Source organism: Aliiroseovarius sediminis (genome assembly GCF_022678485.1).
Lineage (GTDB): Bacteria > Pseudomonadota > Alphaproteobacteria > Rhodobacterales > Rhodobacteraceae > Aliiroseovarius > Aliiroseovarius sediminis.
On sequence record NZ_JALBYP010000039.1, the window covers coordinates 86,804 to 101,384 of the forward strand.

Consider the following 14,581-nt stretch of genomic DNA (forward strand, 5'->3'; position numbering starts at 1 on the left):
CGCTTGCGCGTGACCAATCCCCGGCTTCAGGGATCACCAAGACAAAAGGCCCACTTCCGTAATGGGGCGGGCCTCTGTCAAGGGTTTCGGGCAAGTCAAAAATCCCGGCGAAGATCTCATTCCTCACCAAGTTTAAGACACAAATTCAAAAGCTTACTTTTCCTTTTTCACTGCAACCGCACATCAGGACTGAGGGACACCCCCTGCACGGGCTTCGCTCTTCCGTCCGTAGTCAGCCTCATAGCTGCCACTCTATGCCTGGTCCAAATCTGGTCCTGGGTGCCCATCTTTCCCGCGTATTCAGCATTTGCTGATAACTTGCGGGCCTTCGGCATCTCCAGGAACCTCGTCCCGGCAAGGGACCTCGACGTACCTGTCATGAGGCGCAGCTCAACCCTCCACTCTGAATTGTCCTTGAGGCTTCCCGCTCATGCAGTCGCGCCGGAGTTCTGCGTGTAGCGGAACGGCGTGCCGTCTATCCACATGCGGTGCAAGACGACGCCAATGCGTCGAGCAAGTGCAATCATGGCCCTCTTCGCTCCACGCCTGTGCGCTACTTTAAGTGCCCAAGATTGCAGCCAGTTCGGGGCACCACGGTGCATCAGGATCATCGCTGCCTGATACAACGCGGTTCGAAGCCCGCGATCACCGGCTCGCGTGATTTGTCCAACGATGTCCATCTCTCCGGATTGCGTGCGCCTTGGCGTAAGCCCCGCCCACGGTCCGACATCCTTCGACCGCGCAAAGCGGGTCGGATCATCAATCGCAGATTTGACCGTCAGGGCGACGATCGGACCGACACCTGGCATCGTCATCATCAAACGGCAAACATCGTCGTGTTTTGCCAGACCCCCGATTTTGGCATCCAAGTCAGCCAACTCGGCGCGCAACTGGGAACGCGCGCGCAGAAGAGCCTCAGTCGACGCGGACAGGATCTCATTCTGCTCAACCAGTTCCCTCACCCGGACCTCGTACCTAATCCGGGTGACATGCCCCAGCTTCATGCCAAAGTTTCGCAGAACACCCCGCATCGAAAGCTCAAGGTTGATGATGGCCTGCTGAACTGACTTGCGCGCCGTCAGCAACGCGCGGATTTCCTGGGAGGACACAGATTTGCGGTGCACGGGCCTGTACCATCCCATTTGAAGCAAGCGCGCAATGCCTTGGGCATCGCGCCTGTCGGTCTTGATCGGCATGGCTTTCAAGGCTGCCTTCACCAATCGTGTTTCCATCATGACCACGTCAAATCCGGCCTCTTCGATGCCCTTGCTCAGCCATTGGGACAGTGGTCCGGCTTCGAGACCGATCGCGTCGACCGCGTACGATAATGACGCCATCGCACGCACCAGCGCCTCCGGCTCGCTGGCTGCCTCCAACTCCTCAACAACCTTTCCCTGCGGCCCCAGCACACAAATCGCAGTGCTTGCCAGAGATACATCCAATCCGATAAATACATTCATGTCGTTGCCCTTCTATTCTCAGGAATTGAGGCGCATGGAAACACACGACCTCGTAGACGCGCTGCAGGCGCATCAAGGGCAACGGCACTTCAGATCATGCTGACAAACAAGCGAAACGTGCTCGATTCGCCGAAAGCCCCATTACGGCATCTTTCCCTTTGAGGGGTCAGTGGGCCTTCATCGCTTGAGGTGTCAGGTTTGGGGGTGCCCCCCCTGCCCTTCTACCAGTCGCGCGCCATCATGATGGTCAGCACACGCATGGTGGTGGCGGGATTGTCCGGGGTCTCGGCACCGTACCGGAAATCCGAACCGGCCTCATAAAGATCGATCTTCCAGAACACGGTCTCGCCCCGGATCTCGACCGCCCCAAAATCGTGCCAGCCTTCCGGGTCATTCTCGGGCTCAAAGGTATCGAACGCGCCCGTCGCCTTCACCGCCTCGGCCATGAAGCCGTCATCGGCCTCCATGAGCGAGCGGGTGACATGCATGCGGCCCTGAATGGGCTGCGCGGGTGGGATCCCGAGACAAGAGAGCTTGCGAAACGCGTCGTTTTGCGCGGCGATCACGGTCGGGTCCGGGTGGTCTGTCTGGAAATGAGCGGTACTGGTCATGGGGTTCTCCTTTGAGAAGTTAAAACACCCTTCCCAAAGCCCGCTTTCTCTTTTCCGCTTGGCGGATGAATCGAGGCCGAAGGCGCCCTACCCGAACAGCCCTTTGGGTTTGTAATTCGGGTTGGGGATGGTTTCGACCCAGCCACCCTGTTCCTTGATGGTCTCGAGTGCTGCCGAAAGCGGATACGCGCCCTCGGACGAGCTCCACCAATAGGCGCCGCGTTTGAAGGTGATGATCTTGCGGCGGCCGTCCTCGAAGCAGGCCACCCGCAGCGTCTTGGGTTCCTTGCGTGACATGCGAGTCTCCGTTCTCCGTGTGGTCAGGCGGCCTCGGCACTGCGCCCTGCCCTGCCCGTCTCCGATCTGGCGATCAGATAGTCGCAGGCCCGCTGCGCGTCCGCGGCGTGCCGGAAGATCGCTCCCTTGTCCGACCGAAGAACGCGCAACCAGTTGTGGAGGTAGGCGGCATTCATCTCGAGCGTATGGGCCGTGAAACCGAGCGTCTGACCCAGGAACACCGAGGTCAATTCCGCGACGATCTCCTCGCGCGCATAGGACGTGTTGCCAAACTTCGAGAACCCGAAGTCACGGTTCAGCCGATGCGGGGCTTTTGTGGCATGGGCCAGCTCATGGGCCCAGACCCCGTAGAAATTGCGCGGGTCCTGGAACCGCGTGATGGATGGCATGTAAACCTTGTCTACGGGTGGCAAATAATACGCTTCCGTGCCCGTGAAGACGGTCGTGATGTCGATGGCATCGAAAAACGCCTGCATGTGCGGGATGGGCTCGGACGGAAGATGCTCGGGCGCGGGCTCCGGGTCGGGGAAGAAACTGTCGGGCAGGCCATCGATCTGGCAGGCATTGAACACGCGGTAGGATTTCTGGAAGCGGAATATACGGGCTTTCTCGGAAAGGTCATCCCCGTCGCTGCGGTCGTGCTCGCCGCCCGCGTCTTTCCGGCTTTGACCGTAGTAGACAACGACAGAGGACTTCTCGCCTTTGCGGACCTTTGCATCCAAAGCATTGGCTTGAGGAATGGTCATCCAGAAGGGCGAACTGTGGCCCGCCATCACCGTACGCATGGTCAGCAGGAAGTTGTTAACCCCCTGATAGGGCTCACCGCCCACGCGCAGGGGGCGTGAGCTGCCGCCAGCGGTCCATGGCTTGCGCCACGGCAGGACGCCGCGCTCGATGATGCGGATGATTTCGTTCGTGATGACCTCGGAGACATCGAATTTGGGCGTGCGGGATCGGGCCATGGCTGGCCTCCTTTCGAGTGTTGATGAGAGGGAGTGGTGATCAGGTTGACTGACGGGCCCGCGGATCGTTGACGATCCTCGCGCCGAGCTGTTCGACCATGTCGATGTAGGTGTTCAGTGAAACGGACCTGCCGGCACCCGAATTGGCAGCGTCGACCGATCCGTCCCGCGTCACCCGCGGCAGGTTCGCGAAAGCGATGACATCGGTGACGCGTCGGATATCGATGAACGGCGTGCCAAGTGCGACCGCAAGAGCGGCCAAGGGAAAGCGCTCGATTGGTGCGAAGGTCGACACGTTGGTCCAACCGAGATGGATGAACGTCCCACCCTCTCCGCAGATCACATGCGCGTCCGACAATATCGCCGCCTGCCTGAGATACCCGAGATCACGCAGGACAGTCTCGCGTTCAAGCCACCTCGCCAGCTCCGTCTGGCCGGTTCGGCGCAGTTCCTTGTGTCGCCACCACGAGGCGACAGTCGCGCGCAACACGCGCAAGAGACCTGTTTGCATGGGAATGCCCTTCATCCGGAAAGACAGACCGGAACCCGGCCCGGACCCGTCCGAGGGACCCCCAAGGCCCCTCATCCGTCAGTCACAAAACCCAAAGGACACTTTCCCTTTCTGCCAGCCCGGAGGCCCAGGCCGAGGAATTCCGAGGGCGTCAGAACCGCGGTTCATTTAAAGACCGGCAAGCCTCACCGATGCTTGTCTGATACTTGCTTGGACTCGGCGTTTAGGCTTCGCCTGTGACAAGCCTCTTTACGTCGCTGTCAGGGAATAGCTGGTGCTACGTCCACCAGCGTCGTCTTTCTCAAGAGCTCCCAAGTCGATCAGATCAAGGATGTCGCGATAGGCCGTGTCTTGCGAACACTTTTCGATCTTCGCATATTTCGACGTCGTAAGCTTTCCTTCGAACCCATCAAGCAGACGGTTGAGCATGTCTCGCTGGCGGTCGTTCATGTTGGCTGTTCCGTGTTTCTCCCAGAATCGCGCCTTGCGGAACACTGCCTCCAAAATGATCTCTGCCCCATCGAATGCACAATCCAGGCACTCCAGGAACCAAACGAGCCACGCCGTGACATCCAGCCCCCCTTTCTGCGTCGTCTCGAGCATGTCGTAATAAGCGCTCCGCTCCTGCCGGATTTGCGTCGACATGCTGTAGAACCGCTGCGCGCTGCCTTCGGATTGCGCCAACGCCATATCGGCGATCGCGCGCGCAATGCGCCCATTGCCATCATCGAAGGGGTGGATCGTGACAAACCACAGGTGAGCGATAGCGGCATGAATGACAGGATCCGTATCGGGGGGCTGATTGAACCAAGACAAAAAGCGCGCCATCTCTGTATCAAGCCGTGCGGCTTCCGGCGCCTCAAAATGTACGCGTTCACGACCCATAGGCCCTGACACAACCTCCATGGGTCCGTCACGCCACTGCCCCACCCTGATCCGGGTCATCCCGCTTCGCCCGGTCGGAAAGAGGGCCGCATGCCAGCCAAACAGACGCTCCGCATCCAGTGGCTGGTCATACGCTTGGGTCGCGTCCAACATCATCTCGACAACGCCATCAACATGGCGATCAGATGGGATCAGCCCGGCAATCTCAAAGCCCAACCGTTTTGCGATTGACGAGCGAACCTGATCCTTATCGAGTGTTTCGCCTTCGATCTCGCTGCTCTTGACGACATCGCTGGTGAGTGTGCGCAGCATCGCCTCGTTGCGAAGACCAAAGCCAAGTCCTTCCATGCGTCCCAAGAGCTTTCCTTGACGGTGGCGGACCGCGGCAAGTTGTGAAGACAGTTTGGCCTTGTCCCAAGTAAACTGCGGCCAATCAGGGATTTCGTGAATGTAGGTCATATTTTACGCATTCCTTGCGGAGATTATACCGCACAATCTCCGCAAGACAATAATAATCACCGCGAAATATGCGGAGGATAAAGTCGGCAATCTCCGCATACCCCCTCTGGGCCTCTGAACGTACCCCCGCACCGTAATCTGATGCACCGCATCCTGCTTGAACTCATCGCTGTATTTGCTTGTCCCCATGTCGGCCTCCTCACCTCAAAATCAGGGGGCAAAGCGTCTACAAATCTAGGGGCACCTCAGTCAAGGAAACACAACTGCCGCTCACAAATGTTCCAGAATTTGTCCGATCTCACAGCATCAAGCCCGTTGGGCCTAGAAAGGAGACGCCCGACACCCCGATCAATTCATATCTATCAAGTGGTAAGGCCGCGAAGACTGCATCCGGCGCGCCTGCAGTTGTCCAGAATAGCGATTAATCAAGCGGGCGTTTATCCGCCCACCCGTCACTGAGATAAAGATAAGGGCCTTTTTGTCACAACCCGTGAAATATGCCGGCTGCAGATATACCTGAGTAATTTGATCAAGATCAAGTTGTCATGCCCTAGTGCCCTGTAGTAAACGTCTCAAGAATCGATAGAAAGGCATTGCTCGGCCTAACGTTCATAAGCAAATCCGGTTGCTTTGCGCCTCGTCTCACTTGGTGGAAATCCGGGTGAAGGGACAGCAGAGCAGCCCAAGCCAGCAGTGCGGTCCACCGCCCCAGCCAGCCAGCACAGACCGATAACACGGACCGAAAAGCGCTGAAGAGGGGCAATGACATTGACCAGGCAAGACACCACCCGAACGGCAGGGGCCATGACGCGCCTTGGCACGAGACTGTTTCTGACCTCGGCACTCACCCTGTGTGGCACGATCACACTGGCGCAAACTGCCGGGCAGACAAGCGATACCGCGCGCAACAAAGCCACGATAACAGCCCAGCAGAAGAAACAGATGCAGATGCGCAAGATGCAGGCCGAGATGGCGGCGAAAAAGCGCAACGCCATTCCGCGCACTACGGCCATCTATGACCCTGTGGGCGGTTTCAGAGGCCGCAACCTCAAGCGTGGCGATACCGCGACCTGCCTGCAATGGCGCGGCGGCCCGCAAGGCACCCTGCTGCCGATTGGCATGACACCGCCGCCAGTGCCGATGCCCGGCACCCATGGCGTTGTCGGCCTGTCCTATAACGCCGGCTGCGAGCGCGCCGAGGCCCTTGCAAACATGTCGACCAGGGTCGATAATTTCTTTGTTCGCGGCACAGTATATTCCGAATCTTTGGGCAGTTATGACGCGCCTGGCGGCATTGCGGTCGACAGTGGAAGTGATCGGCTTCCTATGCGCTTGGGGCTGGTTATGTGACACAGGATGGCTCGTTCTTCAGTTTCGACGTAAAAAGGATGCGTCGTGACGAAATCCGCTTCCCTGGCGCGGCAGCCGACACCCGTCAGTTCGATGTCAACCGTTACGAGGTCGCCGGCAAGCTGATGTTGCAAAGCTCCGGCCTCACATCGCTCAGCTTCTCGGGTGCCTGGTCCGAGTTCGACCGAACCGACGATAACTTCACCTATCGCACCGTCGCCACGCCGCCGACCGAGGTACGCCTGCATCGTGAAACTGCCGATGCCCGCGTTGCGCTTGATGGCGGAGATAACGCCCTCTCATGGACGCTGGGGCTTGAATACAGCCTCGATCGGCGTGATGGGACCCGCTATCAGGGTGCCACGCTTGCCGCACAGTCGCCGAATTTCGCCGATGCAGAAGTGTCCAGCTATTCGATTACGGCCGATGGCATCTGGGCCTTGGGTCAGGATCGGCGGATCAACGGTGGTCTGCAGCTTGATTTCGTCGAAGCCAAGCTGGGTGGGATCGACCGAATTGGTCTTGTGACCGGCGGAGGCGCGACCCCTACGCCACGGCAGATGTTTTTCGCGACATATGGCTATACCGGCGACGGAAGTGCCAGCGAGGTCAACCCAAGCGCCTATCTGCGGTATGAGAAAGACCTGAAACTGCAGGGCGATGGCAAGGGGCAATATTTCGCTGCGCTTTCCTACGAGACACGTACCGCCACGCCGTTCGAACGTTACTTTACGTCGTTTACACCCCCTGTGGCTCCTGCGGTTCTGAAAACTTGGATCGGCAACCCGGACCTCGATCCCGAACGCCACCTGATGATCGAGACGGGTGCGGGCATGCGCAGCGGTCCCTGGACGCTGGCAGGACGGGCCTATGCCGACTATGTTCAGGACTACATTCTGTGGGACAGGGCACGCGGACAAGCTGGAGTGTCCCGAACCGATGGCGCCAATATCTTCCGCAATGTCGATGCCGTGATTGCGGGTGTCGAGGCCTCGGCCAGGTATGAGTTCGGCAATGGCTACTGGGCGGGGGCCGATCTGTGGCTGACCCGTGGCCAGAACACCACCGACGACCGTCCCATCGGGCAAATTCCACCTGCAGAAGGCGCGCTGAAACTGGGGTGGAGCAAAGACAAATGGGCGGTTCAGGGCACGGTTCACATGGTCGCCAAGTCAAGCCGCCTTGACAATTCCATCGCCACCGGGTCGGGCGTTGATGGCGCGGCTAACGGTTATGCCCCGCTTGATCTTGAGGCGACGTGGAAGCCTCGGCCCAATCTGTCTGTCGGTTTCGGCGTCGATAACGTGTTTGACAAGGCCTACACCCCGCTAATCGAGCGGCAAGACATCAGCGATCCCTTCTACGCCACACCTGTTGCTCCGGGCCGGTCGGTCTGGGTTGCGGCGACGATGCGGTTTTGACTTTGCGGATTACCCCGTTCCTTAGCCAGTCCTAGCCGGGAACTCATAAGGAGAACGACATGAAAAAAACTCTAATGAAGGGCATTTGCCTTGCCGCGCTATTGGCGGCCCCGATAACTGCCCTTGCAGAAGATGCTGCCCCCGGCGCTGCGCCTTTGATCAATGAATATGCGCTGATCTTTCCGGCCAACATGCCTCATTTGATGGCGACGATCGGCGCACACCGTGGTGAACTAGACCTGACAGAGGCGCAGAGCGCCGAGGTTGATGCAATTTTTGCCGAGGTTCCGGCACGTATTAAGCCCCTTTTCACCAAAGCCAAGGAACTGGAAACCGTCATTTCAAACGATGTGATGGCCGGAGCGCTGCTTGAGGGTTTAGGGCCGCAGCTCGACGAGCTGGCGGCGGTGAAACGCGAGGCAGCCGAGGTGCATATCGCCTGTATCAACAGAGTCCGAAGCATGTTGTCACCGGAACAATATGCCAAGGTTTTGGAACTAGCCGGACATGCGGGCAAGGGTGTTTGACCCATGGCAAAGCTGAAAGCACTGCTGGTCCACCTTGGCGTTCTGATCACGTTGCTTGCCGCCGCGGTTGCTATGGCGACGTGGCAGGGCGCACTTCTGCCCTTTGATCTACGATATTCGGTGATGGTGACGGGGGCGGGACTGGTGCTTTTGGTGCTGGGTTGGGGGCTTTTATGGCTTGTTCCGGTGGTGTTATCTGCGCTGATGCGGCCGCTTAGCGGGCGTATCGCGCTCGCCCCGCTCGGCGTGCTGGGGTTCGTTTTGCTGCATCGGGCCTTCGGACCGGCGCGCGGCTTTGCACCACTGGACACGCTGACATGGCCGGATGCGGCGCTGCTCTATCTTTTTCCCGTGACGCTGTCACTGGTGATCGGCTCAGCACTTGGCATGTTGGTTCGGCTCGTCCGCAAGAAAACAACATATATACGAACTCAAACGCAGGCCGAGCCTGCTTCACAAGGATGAAGACCATGACAACCAAACCCTTTAACCTGACGCGTCGCGGCATCCTTGCCGGAGCCGCAGCCAGCCTTGCCCTTCCAGGTATCGTACGTGCCGATACGGCCAAAATCGAAAAATTGGGCCTTTGGGGCCCACCCGCCGGACCGTCGATCACGTTGTCGCACGCGGTCGGCCAAGACATGTTCAAAGACATCGCGACCGACGCGACGATGAACGCCTGGCGCACCCCGGATGAGCTGCGCGCCGGGCTTACCTCGGGGCAGATGCTGCTGTCGGTGGTTCCGATCCAAGCGGCGGCACGTCTTTACAACAAGGGCTTTCCGATCCGTCTGGCCAACGTGATGACCAACGGTTTGCTTTACATCCTGACCGGCGATGAGGGCATCAACGCCATCGCCGACCTGAAGGGCAAGCATGTGGTCGTGCCGTTCCGAGGTGACGTGCCCGAGATCATCTTCGGCCAGCTTCTGACCCATCACGGTATCGACGCCGAAGCAGACATCAAGTTGACCTATGCCGGCACGCCGATCGAGGCGATGCAGCTATTGTTGGCGGGCCGGGTCGACGCGGCGCTGACGGCCGAACCGGCCAGCACCGCCGGGATCACCATGGCGAAACAAGCCGGTAAGGCGCTGCGCCGCGCGATCAACCTGCAAGACGCTTTTGGCGAGATGACCGCAGGCTCCCCCGCCGTGCCGCAGGCCGGACTGGCGGTGATGCAGGGCTTTCTTGATAACCACGGCGCGGTGCTACCGGCCATCCTTGATGTGATCGCCGCCGCGACCACCGAAGTGCTCGCCGATCCGACAGCGGCCAACCTCTCCATCGCAACAGAACAATTGGGTATGCCCGCGCCGCTTTTGGCCGGCTCGATCCCGCATTCCAACCTTGTTGCCCGCCCGGCAGCCGAGGCCCGTGGCGATGTGGAGCGTATGCTGACGGCCATGGGCGCACCCGATTTCGCCAATCTGGGCGGGAGCTTGCCTGACGATGGCTTCTATCTCTGAGCTCGATACCCCTTTGGCCGCCTGCATTGCGGGCGGCTTTGCCGCACTTGTCGCACAAAACCGGCCACGGTACTGACCATCTAACTCAAGGAACATGGCACCATGACACGCGCAAGCCGCATACTCGAATTCCTCTGGTCAGGTTGGTCCGGACTGGCGGCGCTGTGCCTGTTGGCAGCGGTCTGGCAAGCGGGGCACGAGGCCTACGGGCCGTTCATCCTGACCTCGCCCTTGGAAACGATACAGGCCATCGGCGTGCTGGCCACCAGCGGCAAGGCCTGGGAAATCGCAGCGCTGACCTTGCAACGTGCAGTCAGCGGTTTTGCCCTGGTAGCGCTTGCAGGCACGGCGCTTGGTGTCGCGGGGGGTTATTCGCCGGCCACGATGCGGTTGGTCACGCCGCTCATCACCGTGCTGATGGGGGTGCCGCCTATCGCCTGGATTGTACTAGCTATGATCTGGTTCGGTGGCTCGGATGCCACGGTGAGGGTGGTGATCGTGATCTCGGCGCTCCCTACGGTCTTCATAGGCGCGGCGCGCGGGATTACCACGCGTGATCCGATGCTGGACAAGATGTCAGAAGCCTTCGGGGCGGGGCCGGTGCGGCGGCTCTTCGGCATCGGGCTTAGACAAACAACCACGACGCTTTTCCCGGCTTTCGCGCTGGCACTCGGAACCTCGTTCAAGGTCGCGGTGATGGCCGAGCTTCTGTCCAACGCGGGCGGTATCGGCGGCGCGCTGGCACTGGCACGGATCAACCTCGATATCGCGCAGGCGCTGGCTTGGGTGAGCATCGCGGTGATCCTGCTGATCGTGGTCGAATACACACTGGTTCAACCGGTGAAATCCGAAATCGACCGCTGGCGCCACGCCGCGCAACCATGGGGTGTCAAACGATGAACGTTCTGGATATTTCTGATGCGGGTCATGCCTATCTTGGGCGCACCATCCTCGAGGGCATCGACCTGAGCGTCGCCCAAGGCGAGATCGTCGCACTGGTCGGCCCCTCGGGGTGCGGAAAATCCACGTTGGCCCACATCGCCGCAGGTCTGACCGAGCCGCGTTCGGGCCGGATCACGCGTCATTATGCCCGCCATGCGATGATCTTTCAGGATCCCGCGCTGATGCCTTGGGCAACGTCGGCAAGCAATATTGATTATGCGCTTCGGCTAGCGGGAGAAAAGCGGCGCGACCGACAGGCGCGGCTGGCGGCGGTCGCTGATCATGTGGCGCTGACTTCGGAGGATCTGACAAAATACCCTGTCGAGCTGTCTGGCGGGATGCATCAGCGCGTGGCCATCGCCCGCGCCCTCTCCATCCAGCCTGATTTCATCTATTTCGACGAACCGTTCACGGCGCTTGATGTCGCGCTTAGACGCAGGATGCAGGATCTGGTGATCAAAACCTGCGCCGATGGAAATCTCTCGGGCCTGTTTATCACCCATGATCTGAACGAGGCCGCGCGCCTTGCCCATCGAGTCGCAATTCTGGACACGCGTGGCAGTGGTATTCTTGGCGATCGCACCCCACCCGGCACCCCGCGCACGCGGACGGATGCGCAGGTTTTCGATTGGGTGCAAGGTGTGGTGCAAGACGATCCGATCTTTCGCCATATCCACGACGTTGATGAAAGGCAGATCGCATGACACATCCTACCGCAGCCAAAGGGCCACTAGGCTCCGAGCTCCGCAAGCGGATCGTGGGCGTCTCTCACGAGGGGTTCCGCCTGTTTTTTCCGATCTCCACGCTATATTTGGCGCTCTTTCCGCTTCTTTGGGTGCTGGCGTGGGATTTCGATCTGCCATTGGTGCGCACGGTGCCGCCCGCGCTCTGGCACGCGCATGAGATGCTGATCGGCGGTTTTGGCGCGGCGCTTCTGGGCTTCATCACCACCGCGGCACCAGAATGGACCGACACCGAGCCACCGCGTGGCCGCCCGCTCTGGGCGCTGGCTGGTCTTTGGGCGGTTGGCCGGGTCGTTGGCCTGCTGGGCTGGGACGGGCTGGGCGCGTTGGGGGCGCTGGCCGATTTGGGCTGGATGGTGGCCTTGCCAGTCTGGCTTTTGTGGCTGTCATGGCAGAAACGCACCGACCGGCTTTTGCCCTTTATCTTCTGGATCGGTGTGCTGATCGCCTGCACCGCAACGGCGCGAGCGGGCTTTATTCTGGGCGAAATCGGCCTGGCAACACAGGCCATCCATCTTGTAGGTGTCGCTTTCCTTGGCCTTCTGGGGCTGGCGCTGTCGCGGATCACCGTGCCTGTGACCAACCAAATTCTTGACCCGAGCGAGCGCACATCGCCTTTCCGCCCCCACGCCGGACGGCGAAATCTTGCGCCGGGGCTGGTTCTGGTGGCGATGGCGGGTGATGTGGCGGGATTGAGCCCGGCCGTCTCTGCCTATCTTTTTCTGGCCGCCGGCGCCGCCTTCATGGACCGTGTGGCCGAAGCCTTCATCGGGCGCGCCGCGATGCGGGCGGAAATCCTGATGCTGGCGGGGTCCAGCCTGCTGGCAGGTGTCGGGCTTTTGATGGTGGGGGCGGCGCGACTTGATGCGCCGTGGTCCGAGGTGACGGGGCTGCATGTCGCGTTGATGGGCGGGCTGGGACTGGGTGTTTTGGCAGTTTTCTGCATCGCAGGTCTTTTGCACAGCGGACGCAGCTTGGGCGTGCCGGGGGTGGCACGGTTGGGCGCAATAATCCTGGTGGCGGCGGTCGCGCTGCGGGTGCAGCCCGATCTGGGTCTCGATCTGCCGGGGCCTCTGCATGCGCTGGCGTCGCTGGCATGGGGCATAGGCTTTCTTATGTGGCTATGGGACTTCTGGCCCTTCCTGTCGGTGGTGGACATGGATACTGTTTCTGTTCCAGACGGGAACCTATCCCAAACCGAGAACCTTTCCGAAGTGTCCGCCCTGTCCCGCACATGGGAGAATGCAGCCGAGTAATCGGGCTTCGACCCTCTCCAGCGGCTATTTCGTAAGGATCAGCTTGCCAGACCGTGTGATACGCAGCTCATATTCCTGACCATAAAGTGCAATGCGCGCGGTATTGCCACCGGCAACGAGTTCATGCGCGTTGTGAACCGGGATTTGATTGAGCGCTTTGATATTCCGGCCGTTTTCACACCGGTCAAGGAAAGCTTCGAGCGTGGCTTCGTCGGCACAACTGGTGTCGATTTGACACGATAAAAGCTCCATACGATCCGTTCGCAAGGTGGACTGTGCTTCGGTGTTTCCTGCGCGGTCAGCCTTCGTTGTGAGGTCGTCCAAGGATGGCTTCCTGTCCAATGTGCTCTCCTGGTCTAAGATGAATTAAAGGTCCGGTGATCTTGCTTAAGGGTCGCAGCATCCGATCTTTGGCGCGGGCAACCGGTTTGTCCCGGAACACGGTCGAGACATGTCTGAAGGAGTGACCGACGGTTCGCGTAGCGGCAAACCGTCTGGGGGACGGTTTGAGGCGGGAACGGGCGGAGCCCAGCCCGCCAAGCTATCAGCGGCAAGCGCCACCGGCCCGGCATAAGCTGCCTTTGAGGTCGAGCATGCTGCGCAGGTCCCCATTCAACACCATCGCTTTCCGCGTGACATCATCTTTTGTGCAGTGCGGTGGTATCTGCGCTACCCGCTGTCTTATCAGGACGTGGTGAATTTGCTCACAGTGCGAGAGATCAAGGTTGATCGGTCGAACGTGTCTCGCTGGGTGACCAAGTTTGGCCCGCAGATCACCAAACGAATGGAGAAGCACTCGCGTCGGGCAAGCGTCGATTGGCACGTGGACGAGGGTGCATCCGCGTCGGTGGCAAGTGGCGCTACTTGTTGCGCGCAGTTGATGTAACAGTCCCGGTTACTGAGGCTGCTGATCTGACCATTGAAGTAAGCGATTGGAGATAAGGTCGACAGTGGTATCGATATGGTTTTCAACTAGCACAACGCAGCGCTCGACATTGCCATCGATCGCACTCTCAAAGATATCTGCGTGTTCCTGACTAACATCTCGGTGCTTGCGATTGTCCTTGAGAACAAGGCGATGATACCGGTCACTGTGTTGATGAAGAAGTCGTCTGAAATCAATCAGCCAAGGGTTTCGACAATTCTGCACCAGACAATCATGAAACTCTCTATTCCGAAGATGCCATTCGCTCGTCAGAGTAAGATCCTGTTTGGACAACAACCGGTCTTCGATTAGCTTTAACTTGCGATAGGCGGCAAAAATATCACCTTCCCAATTGTCGTCGCGGTTATCGAGAGACGAGCGCAGTGCGCCGATTTCGATGATCTTGCGGGCTTCGCTGATGCTGCGAAAATCTTCAAGGCTCAGTTCACGTACCCAGAATCCGCGCTGGCGTTCTGTCGTAACAAGGTTGTCGATAAGCAACCGCGATAGCGCTTCGCGCATGGTCGCAGTCGAGACATCGAACTTGAGCCGTAAGTTGTCAACATGGAGGCGGGTCCCGGGCGGCAGATCGAAGTTGAGGATCTGATCCCTGAGTTGGGCCCGCACCGTTTCAATGGCCGTTGTCTTTGTCGGATTTGGGTTTTCTGAATTCATTGGATCCTACACTTCAGAGTTATACTGCACTTAACGCAGATAATACTACCAGCCAACGGTTTAGTTTACTAAAAACGTTTCATATATC

At 59.3% G+C, this 14,581-nt stretch carries 16 protein-coding genes and 1 pseudogene; 9 read left to right on the forward strand and 8 right to left on the reverse strand.

Going from position 1 to position 14,581, the window contains the following annotated elements; translation table 11 throughout:
* Positions 1–428: 428 nt before the first annotated feature.
* The 6 genes from MN186_RS16050 to MN186_RS16075 all read right to left on the reverse strand — a co-directional run bounded on the left by MN186_RS16050 (position 429) and on the right by MN186_RS16075 (position 5,185).
* Positions 429–1,460, reverse strand: coding sequence for an IS110 family RNA-guided transposase (locus MN186_RS16050; RefSeq protein ID WP_242115714.1), 1,032 nt, complete (start codon positions 1,458–1,460; stop codon positions 429–431).
* 221 nt (positions 1,461–1,681) lie between these two features.
* Positions 1,682–2,071, reverse strand: coding sequence for a DUF3768 domain-containing protein (locus MN186_RS16055; protein ID WP_242115728.1), 390 nt, complete (start codon positions 2,069–2,071; stop codon positions 1,682–1,684).
* An 87-nt stretch (positions 2,072–2,158) separates the two neighbouring features.
* Positions 2,159–2,368 carry a DUF6330 family protein gene (locus tag MN186_RS16060; RefSeq protein WP_242115730.1) on the reverse strand — a complete coding sequence of 70 codons (210 nt, stop codon included), beginning with the start codon at positions 2,366–2,368 and terminating at the stop codon, positions 2,159–2,161.
* Positions 2,369–2,391: 23 nt separating this feature from the next.
* Positions 2,392–3,330, reverse strand: coding sequence for an ArdC family protein (locus tag MN186_RS16065; protein ID WP_242115731.1), 939 nt, complete (start codon positions 3,328–3,330; stop codon positions 2,392–2,394).
* A gap of 40 nt (positions 3,331–3,370) precedes the next feature.
* Entirely contained in the window at positions 3,371–3,856 is a 486-nt protein-coding gene (locus MN186_RS16070) for a hypothetical protein (RefSeq protein ID WP_242115733.1), read from the reverse strand.
* A 234-nt stretch (positions 3,857–4,090) separates the two neighbouring features.
* On the reverse strand, positions 4,091–5,185 hold the full coding sequence (locus MN186_RS16075) for a Fic family protein (protein ID WP_242115734.1): 1,095 nt from the start codon (positions 5,183–5,185) through the stop codon (positions 4,091–4,093).
* An 804-nt stretch (positions 5,186–5,989) separates the two neighbouring features.
* On the opposite strand from MN186_RS16075, the gene MN186_RS16080 reads away from it, so the two are divergent.
* From MN186_RS16080 to MN186_RS16115, 8 genes are all read left to right on the forward strand, one after another.
* Positions 5,990–6,535, forward strand: a complete 546-nt coding sequence (locus MN186_RS16080) for a hypothetical protein (protein ID WP_242115735.1) — start codon at positions 5,990–5,992, stop codon at positions 6,533–6,535.
* The gene (locus tag MN186_RS16085) at positions 6,532–7,956 is read left to right on the forward strand and encodes a TonB-dependent receptor plug domain-containing protein (protein ID WP_242115736.1); all 1,425 of its coding nucleotides are present in this window, start codon (positions 6,532–6,534) and stop codon (positions 7,954–7,956) included. The genes MN186_RS16080 and MN186_RS16085 overlap by 4 nt, the downstream gene beginning before the upstream one ends.
* A 59-nt stretch (positions 7,957–8,015) precedes the next feature.
* Positions 8,016–8,483, forward strand: a complete 468-nt coding sequence (locus tag MN186_RS16090; protein ID WP_242115737.1) for a hypothetical protein — start codon at positions 8,016–8,018, stop codon at positions 8,481–8,483.
* A gap of 3 nt (positions 8,484–8,486) precedes the next feature.
* Complete coding sequence (locus MN186_RS16095) at positions 8,487–8,948, forward strand: hypothetical protein (RefSeq protein WP_242115738.1); 462 nt, start codon at positions 8,487–8,489, stop codon at positions 8,946–8,948.
* 5 nt (positions 8,949–8,953) lie between these two features.
* The gene (locus tag MN186_RS16100; RefSeq protein ID WP_242115739.1) at positions 8,954–9,952 is read left to right on the forward strand and encodes an ABC transporter substrate-binding protein; all 999 of its coding nucleotides are present in this window, start codon (positions 8,954–8,956) and stop codon (positions 9,950–9,952) included.
* Between the two features lie 102 nt (positions 9,953–10,054).
* A complete protein-coding gene (locus MN186_RS16105; RefSeq protein ID WP_242115740.1) occupies positions 10,055–10,852 on the forward strand; it encodes an ABC transporter permease in 798 nt (265 codons plus the stop codon).
* Complete coding sequence (locus tag MN186_RS16110; protein ID WP_242115741.1) at positions 10,849–11,598, forward strand: ABC transporter ATP-binding protein; 750 nt, start codon at positions 10,849–10,851, stop codon at positions 11,596–11,598. The genes MN186_RS16105 and MN186_RS16110 overlap by 4 nt, the downstream gene beginning before the upstream one ends.
* A complete protein-coding gene (locus MN186_RS16115; protein WP_242115742.1) occupies positions 11,595–12,893 on the forward strand; it encodes an NnrS family protein in 1,299 nt (432 codons plus the stop codon). The genes MN186_RS16110 and MN186_RS16115 overlap by 4 nt, the downstream gene beginning before the upstream one ends.
* A 24-nt stretch (positions 12,894–12,917) precedes the next feature.
* On the opposite strand, the gene hemP is transcribed toward MN186_RS16115, so the two are convergent.
* Entirely contained in the window at positions 12,918–13,055 is a 138-nt protein-coding gene (hemP, locus tag MN186_RS16120; RefSeq protein ID WP_242115808.1) for a hemin uptake protein HemP, read from the reverse strand.
* 448 nt (positions 13,056–13,503) lie between these two features.
* Between hemP and MN186_RS16670 the strand changes: the two are divergent.
* Positions 13,504–13,775, forward strand: a pseudogene (locus tag MN186_RS16670) (IS6 family transposase); the annotation flags it as partial.
* A gap of 13 nt (positions 13,776–13,788) precedes the next feature.
* Here the strand turns inward: MN186_RS16670 and MN186_RS16125 are convergent.
* Positions 13,789–14,493 carry a GntR family transcriptional regulator gene (locus tag MN186_RS16125; RefSeq protein WP_242115743.1) on the reverse strand — a complete coding sequence of 235 codons (705 nt, stop codon included), beginning with the start codon at positions 14,491–14,493 and terminating at the stop codon, positions 13,789–13,791.
* Positions 14,494–14,581: the final 88 nt, after the last annotated feature.